The 15,164-nt window shown below is 55.4% G+C and carries 14 protein-coding genes; 9 read left to right on the top strand and 5 right to left on the bottom strand.

Annotated features, from left to right (window positions below):
• Positions 1–127: 127 nt before the first annotated feature.
• Positions 128–1,531 carry a 30S ribosomal protein S12 methylthiotransferase RimO gene (gene rimO / locus CKQ53_RS15590; RefSeq protein ID WP_244200959.1) on the bottom strand — a complete coding sequence of 468 codons (1,404 nt, stop codon included), beginning with the start codon at positions 1,529–1,531 and terminating at the stop codon, positions 128–130.
• Between the two features lie 104 nt (positions 1,532–1,635).
• A complete protein-coding gene (locus tag CKQ53_RS15585) occupies positions 1,636–2,253 on the bottom strand; it encodes a glutathione S-transferase family protein (RefSeq protein WP_094117486.1) in 618 nt (205 codons plus the stop codon).
• A 183-nt stretch (positions 2,254–2,436) separates the two neighbouring features.
• Here CKQ53_RS15585 and CKQ53_RS15580 point away from each other — a divergent pair, with 183 nt between their 5' ends.
• The 4 genes from CKQ53_RS15580 to CKQ53_RS15565 all read left to right on the top strand — a co-directional run bounded on the left by CKQ53_RS15580 (position 2,437) and on the right by CKQ53_RS15565 (position 6,486).
• On the top strand, positions 2,437–3,288 hold the full coding sequence (locus CKQ53_RS15580) for a MetQ/NlpA family ABC transporter substrate-binding protein (RefSeq protein WP_085652289.1): 852 nt from the start codon (positions 2,437–2,439) through the stop codon (positions 3,286–3,288).
• An 83-nt stretch (positions 3,289–3,371) separates the two neighbouring features.
• On the top strand, positions 3,372–4,388 hold the full coding sequence (locus CKQ53_RS15575) for a methionine ABC transporter ATP-binding protein (RefSeq protein ID WP_085652290.1): 1,017 nt from the start codon (positions 3,372–3,374) through the stop codon (positions 4,386–4,388).
• Positions 4,381–5,040, top strand: a complete 660-nt coding sequence (locus CKQ53_RS15570) for a methionine ABC transporter permease (RefSeq protein ID WP_085652291.1) — start codon at positions 4,381–4,383, stop codon at positions 5,038–5,040. The genes CKQ53_RS15575 and CKQ53_RS15570 overlap by 8 nt, the downstream gene beginning before the upstream one ends.
• A 258-nt stretch (positions 5,041–5,298) precedes the next feature.
• Positions 5,299–6,486 (top strand): serine hydrolase, encoded by a 1,188-nt coding sequence (locus CKQ53_RS15565; RefSeq protein ID WP_100053496.1) that lies wholly within the window; start codon positions 5,299–5,301, stop codon positions 6,484–6,486.
• On the opposite strand, the gene deoR is transcribed toward CKQ53_RS15565, so the two are convergent.
• Together deoR and CKQ53_RS15555 are read right to left on the bottom strand one after the other, a co-directional pair.
• Positions 6,422–7,279 carry a DNA-binding transcriptional repressor DeoR gene (gene deoR / locus CKQ53_RS15560; protein ID WP_094117488.1) on the bottom strand — a complete coding sequence of 286 codons (858 nt, stop codon included), beginning with the start codon at positions 7,277–7,279 and terminating at the stop codon, positions 6,422–6,424. The two genes, CKQ53_RS15565 and deoR, sit on opposite strands and share 65 nt — an antisense overlap.
• A gap of 510 nt (positions 7,280–7,789) precedes the next feature.
• A complete protein-coding gene (locus CKQ53_RS15555) occupies positions 7,790–9,478 on the bottom strand; it encodes an aspartate:alanine antiporter (protein WP_094117489.1) in 1,689 nt (562 codons plus the stop codon).
• A 308-nt stretch (positions 9,479–9,786) separates the two neighbouring features.
• Here CKQ53_RS15555 and ybjM point away from each other — a divergent pair, with 308 nt between their 5' ends.
• Positions 9,787–10,158 (top strand): inner membrane protein YbjM, encoded by a 372-nt coding sequence (gene ybjM / locus CKQ53_RS15550; RefSeq protein ID WP_094117490.1) that lies wholly within the window; start codon positions 9,787–9,789, stop codon positions 10,156–10,158.
• A 120-nt stretch (positions 10,159–10,278) separates the two neighbouring features.
• Here ybjM and CKQ53_RS15545 read toward each other — a convergent pair whose 3' ends face one another.
• Positions 10,279–10,542 (bottom strand): GrxA family glutaredoxin, encoded by a 264-nt coding sequence (locus CKQ53_RS15545; protein WP_026740479.1) that lies wholly within the window; start codon positions 10,540–10,542, stop codon positions 10,279–10,281.
• 271 nt (positions 10,543–10,813) lie between these two features.
• On the opposite strand from CKQ53_RS15545, the gene nfsA reads away from it, so the two are divergent.
• The 4 genes from nfsA (at position 10,814) to potG (ending at position 15,164) form a co-directional block, all read left to right on the top strand.
• Positions 10,814–11,536 carry an oxygen-insensitive NADPH nitroreductase gene (nfsA, locus tag CKQ53_RS15540; RefSeq protein ID WP_085652296.1) on the top strand — a complete coding sequence of 241 codons (723 nt, stop codon included), beginning with the start codon at positions 10,814–10,816 and terminating at the stop codon, positions 11,534–11,536.
• A 415-nt stretch (positions 11,537–11,951) separates the two neighbouring features.
• Positions 11,952–12,431, top strand: coding sequence for a type III secretion system chaperone family protein (locus CKQ53_RS15535; RefSeq protein WP_085652297.1), 480 nt, complete (start codon positions 11,952–11,954; stop codon positions 12,429–12,431).
• Between the two features lie 380 nt (positions 12,432–12,811).
• Positions 12,812–13,921 (top strand): spermidine/putrescine ABC transporter substrate-binding protein PotF, encoded by a 1,110-nt coding sequence (gene potF / locus CKQ53_RS15530; RefSeq protein ID WP_085652298.1) that lies wholly within the window; start codon positions 12,812–12,814, stop codon positions 13,919–13,921.
• 109 nt (positions 13,922–14,030) lie between these two features.
• A complete protein-coding gene (gene potG, locus CKQ53_RS15525) occupies positions 14,031–15,164 on the top strand; it encodes a putrescine ABC transporter ATP-binding subunit PotG (protein ID WP_085652299.1) in 1,134 nt (377 codons plus the stop codon).

The raw sequence follows: 15,164 nt of genomic DNA, 5'->3' as shown, positions 1-15,164 counted from the left end.
CCTGCCGAGATCGCGCAAGGCGAAGCGTCCCGCAGGAAGGCTTAATGACGATTTTTAGTGCAAGGGATCAATCAAAAGGAAAAAAACACCGGGGGACGGGGGGAAATTATCCCCCGGTGTGACGTCATCAGACCCGGCTGCCCCACAGATCGTATTCGTCAGCGTGTTCGATTTTTACGGTGACGAGATCGCCCGGCTTGAGGCGAGTTTCGCCGTTCAGATAGACCGCGCCGTCGATTTCCGGGGCGTCGGCCATGCTACGACCGATAGCGCCTTCTTCATCGACTTCATCGATCAGTACCGGCAGCTCCAGGCCGATTTTCGCCTGCAGGCGCTGTGTGGAAATCTGCTGTTGCAGCTGCATGAAGCGGTGATAGCGCTCCTCCTTGATCTCCTCCGGCACCGGATCGGGTAGCGTATTGGCGGTAGCACCTTCCACCGGGCTGAACTTGAAGCAGCCCACGCGATCCAGCTGCGCTTCTTTCAGGAAATCCAACAACATCTGGAAGTCTTCCTCCGTTTCGCCGGGGAAGCCGACGATGAAGGTTGAGCGCAGCGTCAGCGCCGGGCAGATCTCACGCCAGCGTTTAATGCGCTCCAGCGTGCGTTCGACCGCGCCGGGGCGTTTCATCAGCTTCAACACTTTCGGGCTGGCGTGCTGTAGCGGGATATCCAGATACGGCAGGATTTTGCCTTCTGCCATCAACGGGATAACCTCGTCGACGTGCGGGTAAGGGTAGACGTAGTGCAGGCGGACCCAAATCCCCAGCGTCGCCAGCTGTTCGCACAGGCTGACCATGCTGGACTTGACCGGCTGGCCGTTCCAGAAGCCGGTGCGGTGTTTGATGTCGGTGCCGTAGGCGGAGGTATCCTGCGAGATCACCAGCAGCTCTTTCACTCCGGCGTCGGCCAGACGTTTAGCCTCATCCAGGACGGAGCCAACAGGGCGGCTGTCCAGTTTGCCGCGCATGGAGGGGATGATGCAGAAGGTGCAGCGATGGTCGCAGCCTTCCGAAATCTTCAGGTAGGCGTAGTGTCTCGGCGTCAGCTTCACGCCGGACTCCGGCACCAGGCTGGTGAATGGGTTGTGCGCGGGCTGCGGGACATAGTGATGGACGTGGGACAGCACCTGCTCGTAGCTGTGCGGCCCGCTGATTTCCAACACGTTGGGATGCACTTCGCGAATTTGATTCTCTTTAGCGCCGAGACAGCCGGTGACGATGACCTTGCCGTTTTCATTCAGCGCTTCGCCGATGGTTTCCAACGACTCCTGCACGGCGCTGTCGATAAAGCCGCAGGTGTTGACGATCACCAGGTCGGCGTCGTGATAGCTTGGCACCACCTGATACCCTTCGGTGCGCAGCTCCGTGAGGATGCGCTCGGAGTCCACCAGGTTTTTGGGGCAGCCCAGGCTGACAAAACCGATTTTATTGCCCTGCGGCTTGTCGCCGCCGTTCTTTTGCTGGGTCAGCGTTTTCTCCGGGGCCGCCAACGTGGTGGTCTGCGAAGGATCGAAGGAGTTAACAGTCATAGCGTCTCATACATCGGGTTGTACGGGAAAAAGTCGGCGGATTATACCTGAATCAACGGCAGGAAACAGGCCCGGCCGCCAATCTTGACGGAGGACCCGACGGTTTAGCTCAGAGGGATCATCACTTTATTTTTAAACGCCGAACGCGTCGTTAATTGTTGATACCAGCGCTCCAGATGAGGGTGCGACTGGCGCGTGATGGGCATGCCGAACCAGCCGTAGGCGATGCAGCCCAGCGGAATATCGCCAATGCCGAAGTGTTCCCCAGAGAGCCAGGGCAGGGAAGCCAGCGCGTCATCGGCGATGCTCAGCAGCGATTCGCAACGCGCGATATTCGCTTCAACGGCGGCCATATCGCGCTGGGCGGGAGGCGTGCGCATCATATTGATAAACACCGGCCCAAAAAACGAGGCTAAGGACATCGCCCAATCCATCCATTTCTCCGCGCTGGCGCGCGCTTTCGCATCGGCCAGATACAGCGAACCTTGCCCATACTGCGCTGCCAGATAGCGCACGATGCTGTTAGATTCCCACAGCACCAGCTCATCGTCCCGCAGGCAGGGGATCAGTCCGTTGGGATTCAGCGCCAGATAGTCGGGGTCGTGATTACCACCGAAAGCCCCGCCCAGAGGAATGTGCTGGTACGTCAGCCCTAACTCCTCGGCACACCAGAGTACCTTTTTGACGTTCGTCGAATTCTCGCGTCCCCACAGGGTTAGCATTGTGTCGATCCTTCTGTTACGTTTTGACCCTTAGTGTAGATAAGACCATGCGGATGGCGCGAAATAAAGTCGCTCATCGTTATGCCTGCATATCATAGGGTTTTTTATTATTTATTTATTACGCTGATTCCCCTAATAATCATGATAACCAATGACAACAATGACTCAGACAGGAAGGGTGTTATGACATTTTCACATTCTATTCGGGCGACGTTTGCTGCAGCGCTGCTGGCCTCGGGTATTCACTGCGCTTTCGCGCAGAGCGACGCACACACCATCGTATTCGGCGTAGCGCCCGGCCCCTATGGCGATATGGTGAAACAGGCCATCAAACCGGAGCTGACGCAGAAAGGTTATAAGGTCGTGGTGCGCGAATTCAGCGACTACGTTCAGCCTAATCTCGCGCTGTCGAACGGCAGCATCGACGCCAACCTGTTTCAACATACCCTGTATCTGGACAAGTTCGCAGCGGATAAGGGGCTGAAACTGACCCGTCTTATCGCAGTGCCGACCGCCAGCATGGGCTTCTATTCGCGCAAAATCACCTCGTTGGATGAACTGAAGAAAGGCGACATCGTGACGCTGTCCAACGATCCCACTAACCTGGCTCGGGGCCTGCGTTTCCTGCAATCGCTGGGACTGATTACCATCAAAGCCGATATCGATCCAACCAAGGCGTCGGAAAAAGATATCGTTAGCAACCCGCGAGGGCTGGTGTTCAAACCGCTCGAAGCCGCGCAGCTGCCGCGTACGCTGGATAGCGTGACGGCCTCGCTGATCAACGGTAACTTTGCGATTTCCGCCGGACTGAAACTCTCTTCGGCATTGAAGCTGGAAACGCTGGATGAAAACCTGAAGAACGTAATTGCCGTTCGGACGGCGGATGTGGATAAACCGTTTGTGAAGGACATCAAAGCCGCCGTTGAATCGCCAGCCTATGCGGCGGTCATCGACAACCCGGCGACGATGTTCAGCCAGTTCCAGAAACCGGAATGGATGCATGCGCAGACGCCTGCGCCGACCACGGCCCCGTAACCGGTCTGGCTGCGTTCTTTTTATAGAGCCGGTCACTGACCGGCTTTCTGTTGTTCTGTTATTCGGTTGGGAGTCCGCGAACGATGATTCGCATAGACAATGTCAGCGTTGATTTTCCTCACGGAAAACAACGAGAAACAAAAGCAGTGGATGATGTTTCACTGCATATCCGCCGGGGCGATGTGTATGGCATCGTTGGGGCGAGCGGCGCAGGGAAAAGTACCCTGTTGCGCACCATCAACCTGTTGCAGCGCCCGACCTCAGGTCATGTCAGCGTGAACGGCGTGCGCATCAGCGATCTTCGCGGCGCCAAGCTGCGTCACTGCCGGCAGAAAGTCGGCATGATTTTCCAACACTTCAATCTGATGCAGACGCGCACCGTCGCGCAAAACGTGGCGTTCAGCCTGAAATCGGCGGGCAAGTCCGGGCAGGAGATTGAGCGCCGGGTGCCGGAAATTCTGGCGCTGGTCGGGCTGGCGGACAAGGCTCAGGCCTACCCGGCGCAGCTCAGCGGCGGGCAAAAGCAGCGGGTCGGCATTGCGCGGGCGATAGCCAATCATCCTGAAGTGCTGCTGTGCGACGAGCCGACGTCGGCGTTGGATCTGGAAACCTCCGCCGCGATCCTGTCGTTGCTGAAAGAGATCAACGAAAAGCTCGGCATCACTATCGTACTGATTTCTCATGAAATGAGCGTCATTAAGACGATCTGCAATCGCGTGGCGGTGATGACCGGCGGGCGCGTGGTGGAAGAGGGCGACGTGTTCGATATTTTCGCGACGCCGCAGCATGATTTCACTCGCCAGCTGGTGGCGCATACGCTGAATCTGGAACTGCCTACCCGACTGAAAGAGGATTTGCAGGGGACGCTGCTGAAAATCCTGTTTGTGGGCGATTCCGCCGAACAGCCGGTGTTGTCGGATGTGGCAACGCGCTTCGGCGTATCCGTGAATATTCTGCACGGCAAAATCGAGTACATCGGCAACCGGGCGCTGGGCATTTTAGTGGCGCTGCTGACGCACCCGTCGGACCCGTCGCAGGTCACGGCCGCCGTAGACTATATTCGACATAAAACCGCCAACGTGGAGGTGCTGCATGGATGAGTTATGGGGTGATTTGATCGCCGCATTCGGTGAAACCTTCCAGATGGTAGGCATTTCCACACTGTTCGCCGTGATCGGCGGCCTGCCGCTGGGGCTATTGATCTACGTCACCGACCGGCATCTGTTCTGGGAGAACCGCTTTTTCTATCTGCTTAGCACCGTGCTGGTGAATATCATCCGTTCGATTCCGTTCGTGATTTTGCTGGTGCTGCTGCTCCCGCTGACGCAGATCCTGCTCGGCAACACCATCGGCCCCATCGCCGCCTCGGTGCCTATGTCCGTGGCCGCTATCGCGTTCTACGCGCGGCTGGTGGATAGCGCGCTGCGGGAAGTCGATCCGGGTATTGTGGAAGCCGCCGAAGCATTTGGCGCGAGTCCGATGCGTATCATCGGCACGGTGCTGCTGCCGGAAGCGCGTTCCGGGCTGCTGCGCGGCCTGACGATTACGTTGGTGAGCCTGATCGGCTACTCGGCGATGGCGGGCATCGTTGGCGGCGGCGGTGTCGGGGATCTGGCGATCCGCTTTGGCTACTACCGCTACGAAACGCAGGTCATGGTGGTGACGGTCATTGCGCTGGTGATTCTGGTGCAGATCGTACAAACGCTGGGCGACTGGCTGGCGAAACGGGCCGATAAGCGCGAGCGACGCTGATCGCATCGGGGCGCCTTCCCATAGCCTTTTCGAGGCGGTGGGCGAGGTGCCCTTTATCCTCTCTTTTTTCTTCGGTTTTACCCGCAGTTACCGTCTCCTCCAATTGGTCTTTCCTCACGTTTGAGTAACTTTACACATTGAGACGTTTTATTACGGCACGTGAACGGCTACTTTTGAGTGTGTCAGAATATGTCTGCATAGAGTTCCTCTCCGTAGTTAACGACTTAAGGACAGAGCTGCTAACCGATGAAAATCATGATGCGTTTTCCCCGCTTACAGGCCGGTATCGCCAGCCTGATCTTCGTAACGGTATTTCCCGCGGTCGCGGAACAAGCGCCGCCTGCGCCGCAGATTGACGCCAAAGCCTATATCCTGATGGATTTCCATAGCGGGCAGGTGCTGGCCGAATCCCTGGCGGATGAGCGGCTCGATCCCGCCAGTCTGACCAAAATCATGGCCAGCTATGTGATCGGGCAGGCGGTGAAAGCCGGCAAAATCAAAACCACTGATGTGGTGACCGTCGGAAAAGATGCCTGGGCGACCGGCAATCCGGCGCTGCGCGGTTCCTCGCTGATGTTCCTGAAGCCCGGCGATCAGATTGCCGTCTCAGAATTGAATAAAGGTATCGTCATTCAGTCCGGCAACGATGCCAGCATCGCGCTGGCGGATTATGTGGCGGGCAGTCAGGATGCGTTTGTCGGGCTGATGAATCAGTACGTAAAAGCACTGGGGTTGACCAACACGCATTTCCTGACCGTCCACGGTCTGGATGCGGAGGGACAATACAGCACTGCGCGGGACATGGCGTTGCTGAGCCGGGCGCTGATTCGCGACGTGCCTGACGAATATGCGCTGCACAAAGAGAAGTCTTTCACCTTCAATAATATTCGTCAGGTGAACCGCAATCGTCTGCTGTGGAGCAGCCATCTGGCGGTAGATGGAGTGAAGACCGGTCATACCAATGGCGCAGGCCATAATCTGGTGGCGTCCGCCACGCAAGGCGAGATGCGCCTGATTTCCGTTGTGCTGGGCGCGCCGACCGATGCCGTACGCTTCCGCGAAAGTGAAAAGCTGCTGACCTGGGGATTTCGATTTTACGATACGGTCACGCCTCTGCTCAGCGATACGGTGCTGACGACGCAACGTCTGTGGTTCGGCGAGAGTTCGCAGGCGCGGCTGAGCGTGGCGGAAGACGCCGCGCTCAGCATTCCCAAAGGACAGAGTAAAAATCTGCGGGCCAGCTTCACGCTCAATTCACCATCGCTGACGGCGCCGCTGAAAAAAGGGCAGGTGGTCGGGACGGTCGATTTTCAGCTGGACGGAAAATCCATCGCACAGCGGCCGCTGGTGGCGATGGATGACGTCCCGGAAGCCGGGTTCTTCAGCCGCCTGTGGGATGCGGTGCTGATGAAGCTGAATCAGTGGTTTGGCGGTCTGCTGGGGTGATGGGGAGAGCCGACATGTCGGGCAGGTCGGGAGTGAGTAACTGGATATCCTGTTTGGCGCAATAGTGAATGTAGTCGGCGGTCGGTAAACGGTCGCTGACCACTGCATCGAAAAGCGTCAGTTCGCCGATGCGGGCCGGGCTGCGTTTCTCGAATTTACTGTTGTCGACGACCAACACGTTGCGCTGGCTGGCCGATAAAGCGCGATGTTTTATCGCCAGTTCAGCGACATCCAGACAGGTGGCCCCGACTTGAAGATCGACCCCTTCCGCGGAGATAAACGCGACGTGCGGGCAGAGATGGTCCATGTCGTGCTGGTGGCCGATAGGGGTGAACAGCGCTTTGTCTGCGTTGAACAGTCCGCCCAACAAGATAGCCTGACACAACGGCTTATTTTGCAGCGCCATAAAGGTGTTGAGTGAGTAGCAGACGCCGGTGAAACAAATGTCATCCGGGATCGCTTCAATGATGAAGCTGGTCGTGGTGCCGCAGTCGAAAAAAACGATGTCGTTGGCTTTGACTAACAATGCCGCTTGCTCGCCGGTTTGTCGTTTCTCCTCCACCTGACACTGTTCACGCTCGGCAACGAGATAACCGCCGACTGCGTGACTTCTGGGATCGCTGACCACATAGCCGCCTAGCAACATCACGCTCGTCTCCTCGCTGTTCAGGTCGCGTCTGACGGTCATTTCAGAAACGCCCAGCAACAGCGCCGCCTCTTTAAGGTGCATTTTGTCGGTTTTCTTCAAGGCGTGAGCCAGTGTGTTCAGCCGTTCGATGCGGCGCATTACCATGATGGTCCCCAGTAAAGTAAATAGTGTCAAAATAAAAACGTGCAGCGAGAAAGGTGTCCGCCTCCGTGTTAACGATGGACCCCCGTCGACAGCGATAGGCTGACGCCAACGCGAGGTGGCTCATGTTCAGAGGTCTAAAAGGTGGCGCACAGCGTGTTCTGTGTGCCGGGCCAGAGTGCGGTCAACCGCAGTCTGAAGCAGCAGGAACAGCCATGTTCATGCGGGAAATAGCCTGAGCCGGTGAGTCGGCAGACGGGACAGTAATATAGCGGTTTAGCTAACGGTGGTGCAAACAGACGGTGAGAAACTAATGGAGTGTCTATTTAAATAAGCGTAACTAATTACAAATGCAGGTAATTAGCGTCCTACCAAAATAAGGTTTTGGCAGATGTAGACCGTAAAATACGAAGGGTATATTGCCTCTTTTAGGAAGCCGGTAACGCGATGGACAAATGGAAAGTTTTGTCCACCGCGTTGCGCATAGGTTAATCCCTTTATGTGCGCTCATCCCTACAGAGGAAGCTCCGGCCAGATGATCACAATCAGCGAGCCGGCCAGCGTCAGGAGAACATTGGCAATGGCATAAGTTCCCGCGTAGCCGAGCGCCGGAATATTGCTGCGGGCGGCATCGCTAATGATGTCCATTGCCGGGGCGCAGGTACGGGCTCCCATGATCGCCCCGAACAGTAACGCCCGGTTCATACGCAGAATGTAAGCGCCGAACAGGAAACAGATAAACACCGGCACCAGACTGACCAGCAGCCCGGACAGCAGCATTTGCAGACCAATGGCGCCGAGACTGCTGTTGATGGTGCCGCCTGCGCTCAGTCCAACGCCCGCCATGAAGACCATCAGCCCGAACTCCTTCACCATATTCAGCGCCCCCTGAGGGATGTAGCCGAAAGTCGGGTGGTTGGCGCGCAGAAAGCCCAGCATGATGCCCGCAAACAGCAGGCCGGCGGCGTTGCCGACGCCGAACGAGAAGTGGCTGAACTGGAATGAGATCAGTCCAATCATGATGCCGATAATAAAGAAGGCGCAAAAGGCGAGCAGGTCGGTGAGCTGACTGTGGATGGAAATAAATCCGATGCGGTCTGCAATGCTTTTGACCCGTCGGGTATCTCCGCTGACCTGCAACACATCCCCTTTATTCAGCACCACACCATCGTCAATCGGCATTTCAATCTGGCTACGGACAATGCGGTTGAGGAAGCAGCCGTGGTCGGTCAGTTTAAGCTGACTGAGCCGTTTGCCGACGGCGTTGTGGTTCTTCACCACAATCTCTTCGGTGACGATACGCATATCCAGCAGGTCGCGGTCAAAGACCTCTTTGCCGTCGCGGAAGTTGGGATTGAGCCGCGCGTGCGCATCCGGGTAGCCGACCAGCGAGATTTCGTCGCCCAGTTGCAGCACCGCATCGCCGTCCGGGCTGGCCAGAATACCGTTACGCCGAATCCGTTCGATATAGCAGCCGGTTTGGCGATAGATGCCCAATTCGCGCAGGTTTTTACCATCGGCCCAGGCTACCAGCTCCGGCCCGACGCGATAAGCGCGGATAATCGGCAGATAAATCTTACGCTGGCTGTCGGCGTCCAGACCGCGCTCGCGTGCGATTTGCTGGGCGCTGGTCGGGAGATCCTGATGCTGTAATTTGGGCAGATAGCGTGCGCCAAAGATCAGGCTGACCAAGCCGATGAGATAGGTTAGGGCATAGCCCAGACTCAGGTGTTCCTGCTCGATGCCGAGCACAGGCGTGGCGCCGAACGCGTTCCTCAGCGTATCACCTGCTCCGACCAGTACCGGGGTTGAGGTCATGGATCCCGCCAGCATACCGGCGGTTAGCCCGATCCCCCAGCCGAAAACCTTGCCTAATATCAGCGCGAGTACCAGCGCGCTACCGACCATAACCAGGGCCAGCATCAGATAGTTTTTGCCGTCGCGGAAAAAAATTGAAAAGAAGTTGGGGCCAGCTTCGACGCCTACACAAAAAATAAACAACATGAATCCCAGGCTGAGGGCTTCGGCATTAATAGTGAAATGTTGTTGTCCCAGAAACAATGAGACCACTAAAACTCCAATAGAATTACCGAGTTGTACGGAACCTAGCCTTAACTTCCCCAAACAAAGACCCAAACACAGAACGACGAACAGCAGCAGAATGTAATTCCCGTTTAACAAATCAGCGACGTTTATATTCATGGGATGCAACTTATTTTTTACTATTAAGTTCTTGATATAAAAGTAATTTAGGCTAAATTTACTCCATCACAAGGACGCTGGCGTCGACAGCGGAGTTGCATGAAATGAAGGGAATCAGCCGTGTCTGTAACGATTGGTGTGGCGGTCGCTATTCTAGAAGTTTATTTGCGTTACAACCAGCTGTGTATGCAGATAAAACGCGCCAAGAGCACCGTCTTGGCACATCAGGGAAATACCATGATGAGTGGCCTGTGCTTTATGACGAGGTCGGAAGGTATTGTCACCTGTTTATAGTGAGAAGGCGAAGCATGGCAAACAATAAAGGTTGGATTGGGATAATCAGTTGCATGGTGTTGTTTACACTGGTTTTTCTCAGTCAAAAGATGATGTCGTTCAAAGTAGCGACGGTACAGGGGGGTAATGGCGAACCGGGCATGTTGCTATTTTTACTGCCGGGTATGATCTCCAGCTATCTGACGGGGTGCGACAGAATGCGTTATACCCTGATTGGCGCCTTGATCGCGGTTCCCCTCTGTCTGTGGCTGCTGCGTGCAGGCCATGCGTCTTGCGGGTCATTCTGGCAAGATTTGGCGTATGTCGTGGTGTCAGTATTCTGGACTTTGCTGGGCGGGTTGCTGCTGCTATTTCTGAGGGCGGTGATGCGTCACTTCTTTCGCTGAGGTAACGTGGGGCTTGTCTTTCCTCGCAGGGAGTGAAGTCTCGATGGTGATTCATCCTTCAGCGTAAAAAAGGCGCGGGAAGCGCCTTCTGTCTCATCAATTATCTGTTAAGTGACATTGTCACTTGAACAGATTCAGATGTTCTTTCGCATAAGCTTCAAAATCTGTGCAGCCGCCGATGTGCTGCTCATCCAGGAAAATCTGCGGAACGGTCTCAACCGGTTTGCCGACGGTTTTTGACAGATCGGCTTTGGTGATCCCTTCTTCCTGAATATCAACGTAGCGATAGCTGAAATCATCGCGCTGAGCGGTCAGTTTTTCCGCCAGTTCTTTGGCGCGTACACAATAAGGACAACCTGGACGTCCGAAAATTACAGCAAACATGCTTACTCCTTCATTCAATCTCAAATTTAGCCAACCCTTTTACTATGCCCGGATGAAAACGCAATAAAAAGCAGTCATTGCCTGTCGTAGTGATGCCCTGAGGCTATCAGTGCCGCGAAGAAGTTCGATGCTCTGCGTTGTGAGCCTTGCAGGCTGTCTTATAATTGTGGGCTGAGCGACGCATACTGTCGCTGTTAATTTTGTCGATTGCCGCGCCCACCGCTGTCCATCGGCGCGTCAGCCACTTTCATCACGCGTAAGGATCGCCATCGTGACTCCCACTATCGATTTACTTTGTCATCACCGCTCCATTCGCCAGTTTACCGACCAACCGCTGACCGACGACCAGCGTCAGGCCATTTTTCAGTCCGCCCGGAGTGCCTCGACCTCTAGCATGTTGCAATGTGTCTCCCTGATTCGCATTACCGACAATGCGTCTCGTCAGGCGCTGGTCAAACTGAGCGGAGGTCAGGCGTATGTGGCGCAGGCGCCGGAGTTTTGGGTTTTTTGCGCGGACTTCAATCGACACCTGCAAATCTTCCCGGAAGCGGAGGTGGGGCTGGCGGAGCAGCTGTTGCTGGGCTGCGTCGATACCGCCATTATGGCGCAGAATGCGTTGGTGGCGGCGGAGTCGCTCGGGCTGGGCGGCGTGTACATCGGCGGAATCCGTAACCATATCGCGGAAGTCACGGCGTTGCTTAAACTGCCTGAACAGGTGCTGCCGTTGTTCGGGCTTTGCCTTGGCTATCCGGCGGCCCAGCCGGATCAAAAGCCGCGTCTGCCTGCGGAGCTGATGATCCATGAAAATACCTATGCACCGTTGGATAAAAGCGTGTTGGCGCAGTATGACCAGCAGCTGACGGAATATTACCAGCAGCGCGGCGACAATAAGCACAGCGGCAGCTGGAGCGACCATATCCGAAAAGCGTTGGCAAAAGAACAACGTCCTTTCATGTTGAATTACCTACATTCTCAGGGATGGATTAGACGCTGACGCGGCACTGAGTCAGTGCGCTTTTTCCGATGACCCGTGTGGCGCTAACGCGTCAAGGCAGGCTGACGAACGTCGCACTCGACGCGATTTTCGTGGGCCATGAGGACCACTCAAGGAGAGGCCAGCCCGGCGGTCGGCAAAAACAGGGGGACTCAGCGGTGTCGCTCTTGATATACTAGATTCGCGTTCAGGCGCCGTATCAGGCAGCGAATAGGCGATAGCGCTCAACTCGTTTTGCGTCTTCGTTATCCGACTGCCCGGTGACTGTACGTCACTCCCCGCGAGCTTATGCGCAGGCCATGCTCTGTCGCCGCCGATTCCACCGGCGGGATGTTGATAGAGGGCATTAGCGCACGATAGTCTGGCGGGCCGGTGTCTTTTTTTCACTGATGGGTAAGTAATGAGGCAAGTTTATATGGATTCAATCATCGTCCCTGATTTGAATGTGCTACGGCGGTGGCTGGATCAACTGGGCATCATTTATTTCGAATGTGACTCTTGCGACGCGCTGCATTTGCCGCATATGCAAAATTTCGACGGCATATTTGATGCCAAGGTCGATATCGTCGATAAGGTCATCGTGTTTTCCGCGTTGGCGGAAGTGAAGCCGACGGCGCTAATCCCGCTGGTGGGCGACCTGAGCCAAACTAACGCCAGTTCTCTGACGGCCAAGGTATTTCTGGACATCCAGGACGATAACCTGCCGAAGCTGATCGCCTGCCAGACCTTTAGCGCCGGTGCGGGGATCAGTCTGGAACAGTTCCGTTACTTTATGCAGCAGGCTGAAGAACAAACGTCGATGGTGATTATGGAAGCAGGTGCCAACAATCTGCTGTTTATCGGTGATGAAGAAGAGAGTCCTGCTAGTCGTGCTACCGCGCCCAGCCTTCATTGATCGTGTTATTAATCAGTTAGTACCATCGCATTTTCTTATTTTTGACCCTCCGAGTTTTATTTTAGCTTTTTCGCCTATTTGCCCTATATTCCACGGCATTTAGGCGACATTGGCCGAGCAGTATCAACCAAATCCCCCTAAATCATTCATAAACCCCGGTTTTACTCCCCCTCTATGGTGCCTCCAGTTCAGTCCGGTTATGCTTTAAAACGGTAGTTATGCCTGCGGTCCGCCGTGTTCCGACGGTCATTCGCTATACTGAATTCTGACGCAAGTCGATGAAAACACATTGCGAATGCTGCCCTGGTCGACACACTCGCGTTATCGATAGATGCACAGTCAATCCTAATTTGTCCCCTGAGATGGAGGAATGAACGGATATGTTCACCCAACGTAAAAAATGGTTATCGGGTGTGGTTGCCAGCGTGCTGATGGCGGCGTCCGCCACAGCATTGGCGGAAGATAAAACGCTGCATGTCTACAACTGGTCCGACTATATTGCGCCGGACACGCTGCAGAATTTCCAGAAAGAGTCGGGCATCAAAGTCGTTTATGACGTATTTGACTCCAACGAACTGTTGGAAGGCAAATTGATGGCGGGCAGCACCGGATTCGACCTGGTGGTGCCTTCGGCCAGCTTTCTGGAGCGTCAGCTGAGCGCGGGCATTTTTCAGCCGCTCGACAAGAGCCGACTGCCGAATTACCAAAACCTCGATCCTGAGCTGATGAAACTGATTGAACCTCACGATCCGGGTCATCAATACGCGGTGCCCTATTTATGGGCGACCACTGGTATCGGCTACAACGTCGACAAGGTCAAAGCGGTGCTGGGCAAAGATGCTCCGGTGAACAGCTGGGATTTGGTGCTCAAACCTGAAAACCTGGAAAAACTGAAAAGTTGCGGCGTTTCCTTCCTCGACGCTCCGGCGGAAATCTATGCCACCGTGCTGAATTATCAGGGTAAAGATCCTAACAGCACGAAAGAGAGCGACTACACGCAATCCGCCAACGACCTGCTGCTGAAGCTGCGCCCAAGCATCCGCTACTTCCACTCCTCGCAATACATCAACGATCTGGCTAACGGCGACATTTGCGTCGCGATTGGCTGGGCCGGGGACGTGATGCAGGCGTCGAACCGCGCCAAAGAGGCGAAAAACGGCGTCAATATTGGTTACAGCATCCCGAAAGAGGGCGCGCTGGCCTTCTTCGACGTGCTGGCGATCCCGAAAGATGCCAAAAATCTGGATGAGACCTATGCATTCCTTAACTACCTGCTGAAACCGGATGTAATTGCGGGGATTACCAACTATGTCTATTACGCTAACCCGAACAAGGCGTCTTTGCCGCTAGTGAAAGACGACGTTAAAAATAACCCGGGCATTTACCCGCCGGCCGATGTTCGCGCCAAGCTGTTTACGTTAAAAGTGCAGTCCCCGAAAATCGATCGCGTGATCACCCGTTCGTGGACCAAGGTCAAGAGCGGTAAATAACAGCTATTCTGACCTTGGCAATCAGGCGGCGGCGATCGCCTGATTGCCCCTTCATCTGTCGCAGTCCATTGACTGCGATGTATCTTGCTTCTGCCGGAGAGCCCTATTTGTGAACGAAGCGATTTCCCGCCCTCAGCCTAAAACCCAAAAGGCGGTCACTCCGTTGCTGGAGGTCCGCAATCTGACCAAATCCTACGACGGACAAGTGGCCGTTGATGATGTCAGCCTGACCATCTACAAGGGTGAACTCTTCGCTCTGCTGGGTGCGTCCGGCTGCGGTAAATCTACACTGCTGCGCATGCTGGCCGGTTTCGAGCGCCCGACGCAGGGGCAAATCATGCTGGACGGTCAGGATCTGTCGCTGGTACCGCCTTATCTGCGTCCTATCAATATGATGTTCCAGTCCTATGCGCTGTTCCCCCACATGTCCGTTGAGAAAAATATCGCGTTTGGCCTTAAACAGGACAAACTGTCACGCGGCGAGATCAAAGACCGCGTGGCGGAGATGTTGTCGCTGGTGCATATGCAGGAGTTCGCCAACCGTAAGCCGCATCAGCTTTCCGGCGGCCAGCGCCAGCGTGTCGCATTGGCGCGCAGCCTCTCGAAACGTCCGAAGCTGCTGCTGTTGGATGAACCGATGGGCGCGCTGGACAAAAAGCTGCGCGATCGCATGCAGCTCGAGGTCGTCGATATTCTGGATCGCGTTGGCGTGACGTGCGTCATGGTCACTCACGATCAGGAAGAAGCGATGACGATGGCGGGGCGTATCGCCATCATGAACCGCGGCAAGTTTGTGCAGATCGGCGAGCCGGAAGAGATTTACGAGAATCCGACCACCCGGTTCAGCGCGGAATTTATCGGCTCGGTGAACATGTTTGAAGGGCTGTTGCAGGAGCGTCAGGACGATGCGTTCATCGTGCAAAGCCCGGGGCTGGTGCATCCGCTCAAAGTGGCTTCCGACGTCTCGGTCGTCGATGGTGTACCTGTATCCATCGCGCTGCGCCCGGAAAAAATCATGCTGTGTGAAAACGTGCCGGAAGACGGCTGCAACTTCGCGGTGGGCGAGGTCGTTCATATCGCTTATCTGGGCGATTTGTCGATTTACCACGTTCGCCTGCAAAGCGGACAGATCATCAGCGCTCAGTTGCAGAACGCCTATCGCTATCGCAAAAATGCGCCGACGTGGGGCGATGAAGTGCGGTTGTGCTGGGATGCGGACAGCTGTGTGGTGCTGACGGTGTAG

Origin of the sequence: Lonsdalea britannica, assembly GCF_003515985.1 — a bacterium.
Classification (GTDB): domain Bacteria; phylum Pseudomonadota; class Gammaproteobacteria; order Enterobacterales; family Enterobacteriaceae; genus Lonsdalea; species Lonsdalea britannica.
The sequence above is the reverse complement of the archived record's forward strand: the minus strand, read 5'-3'. Positions and strand labels throughout refer to the sequence as shown.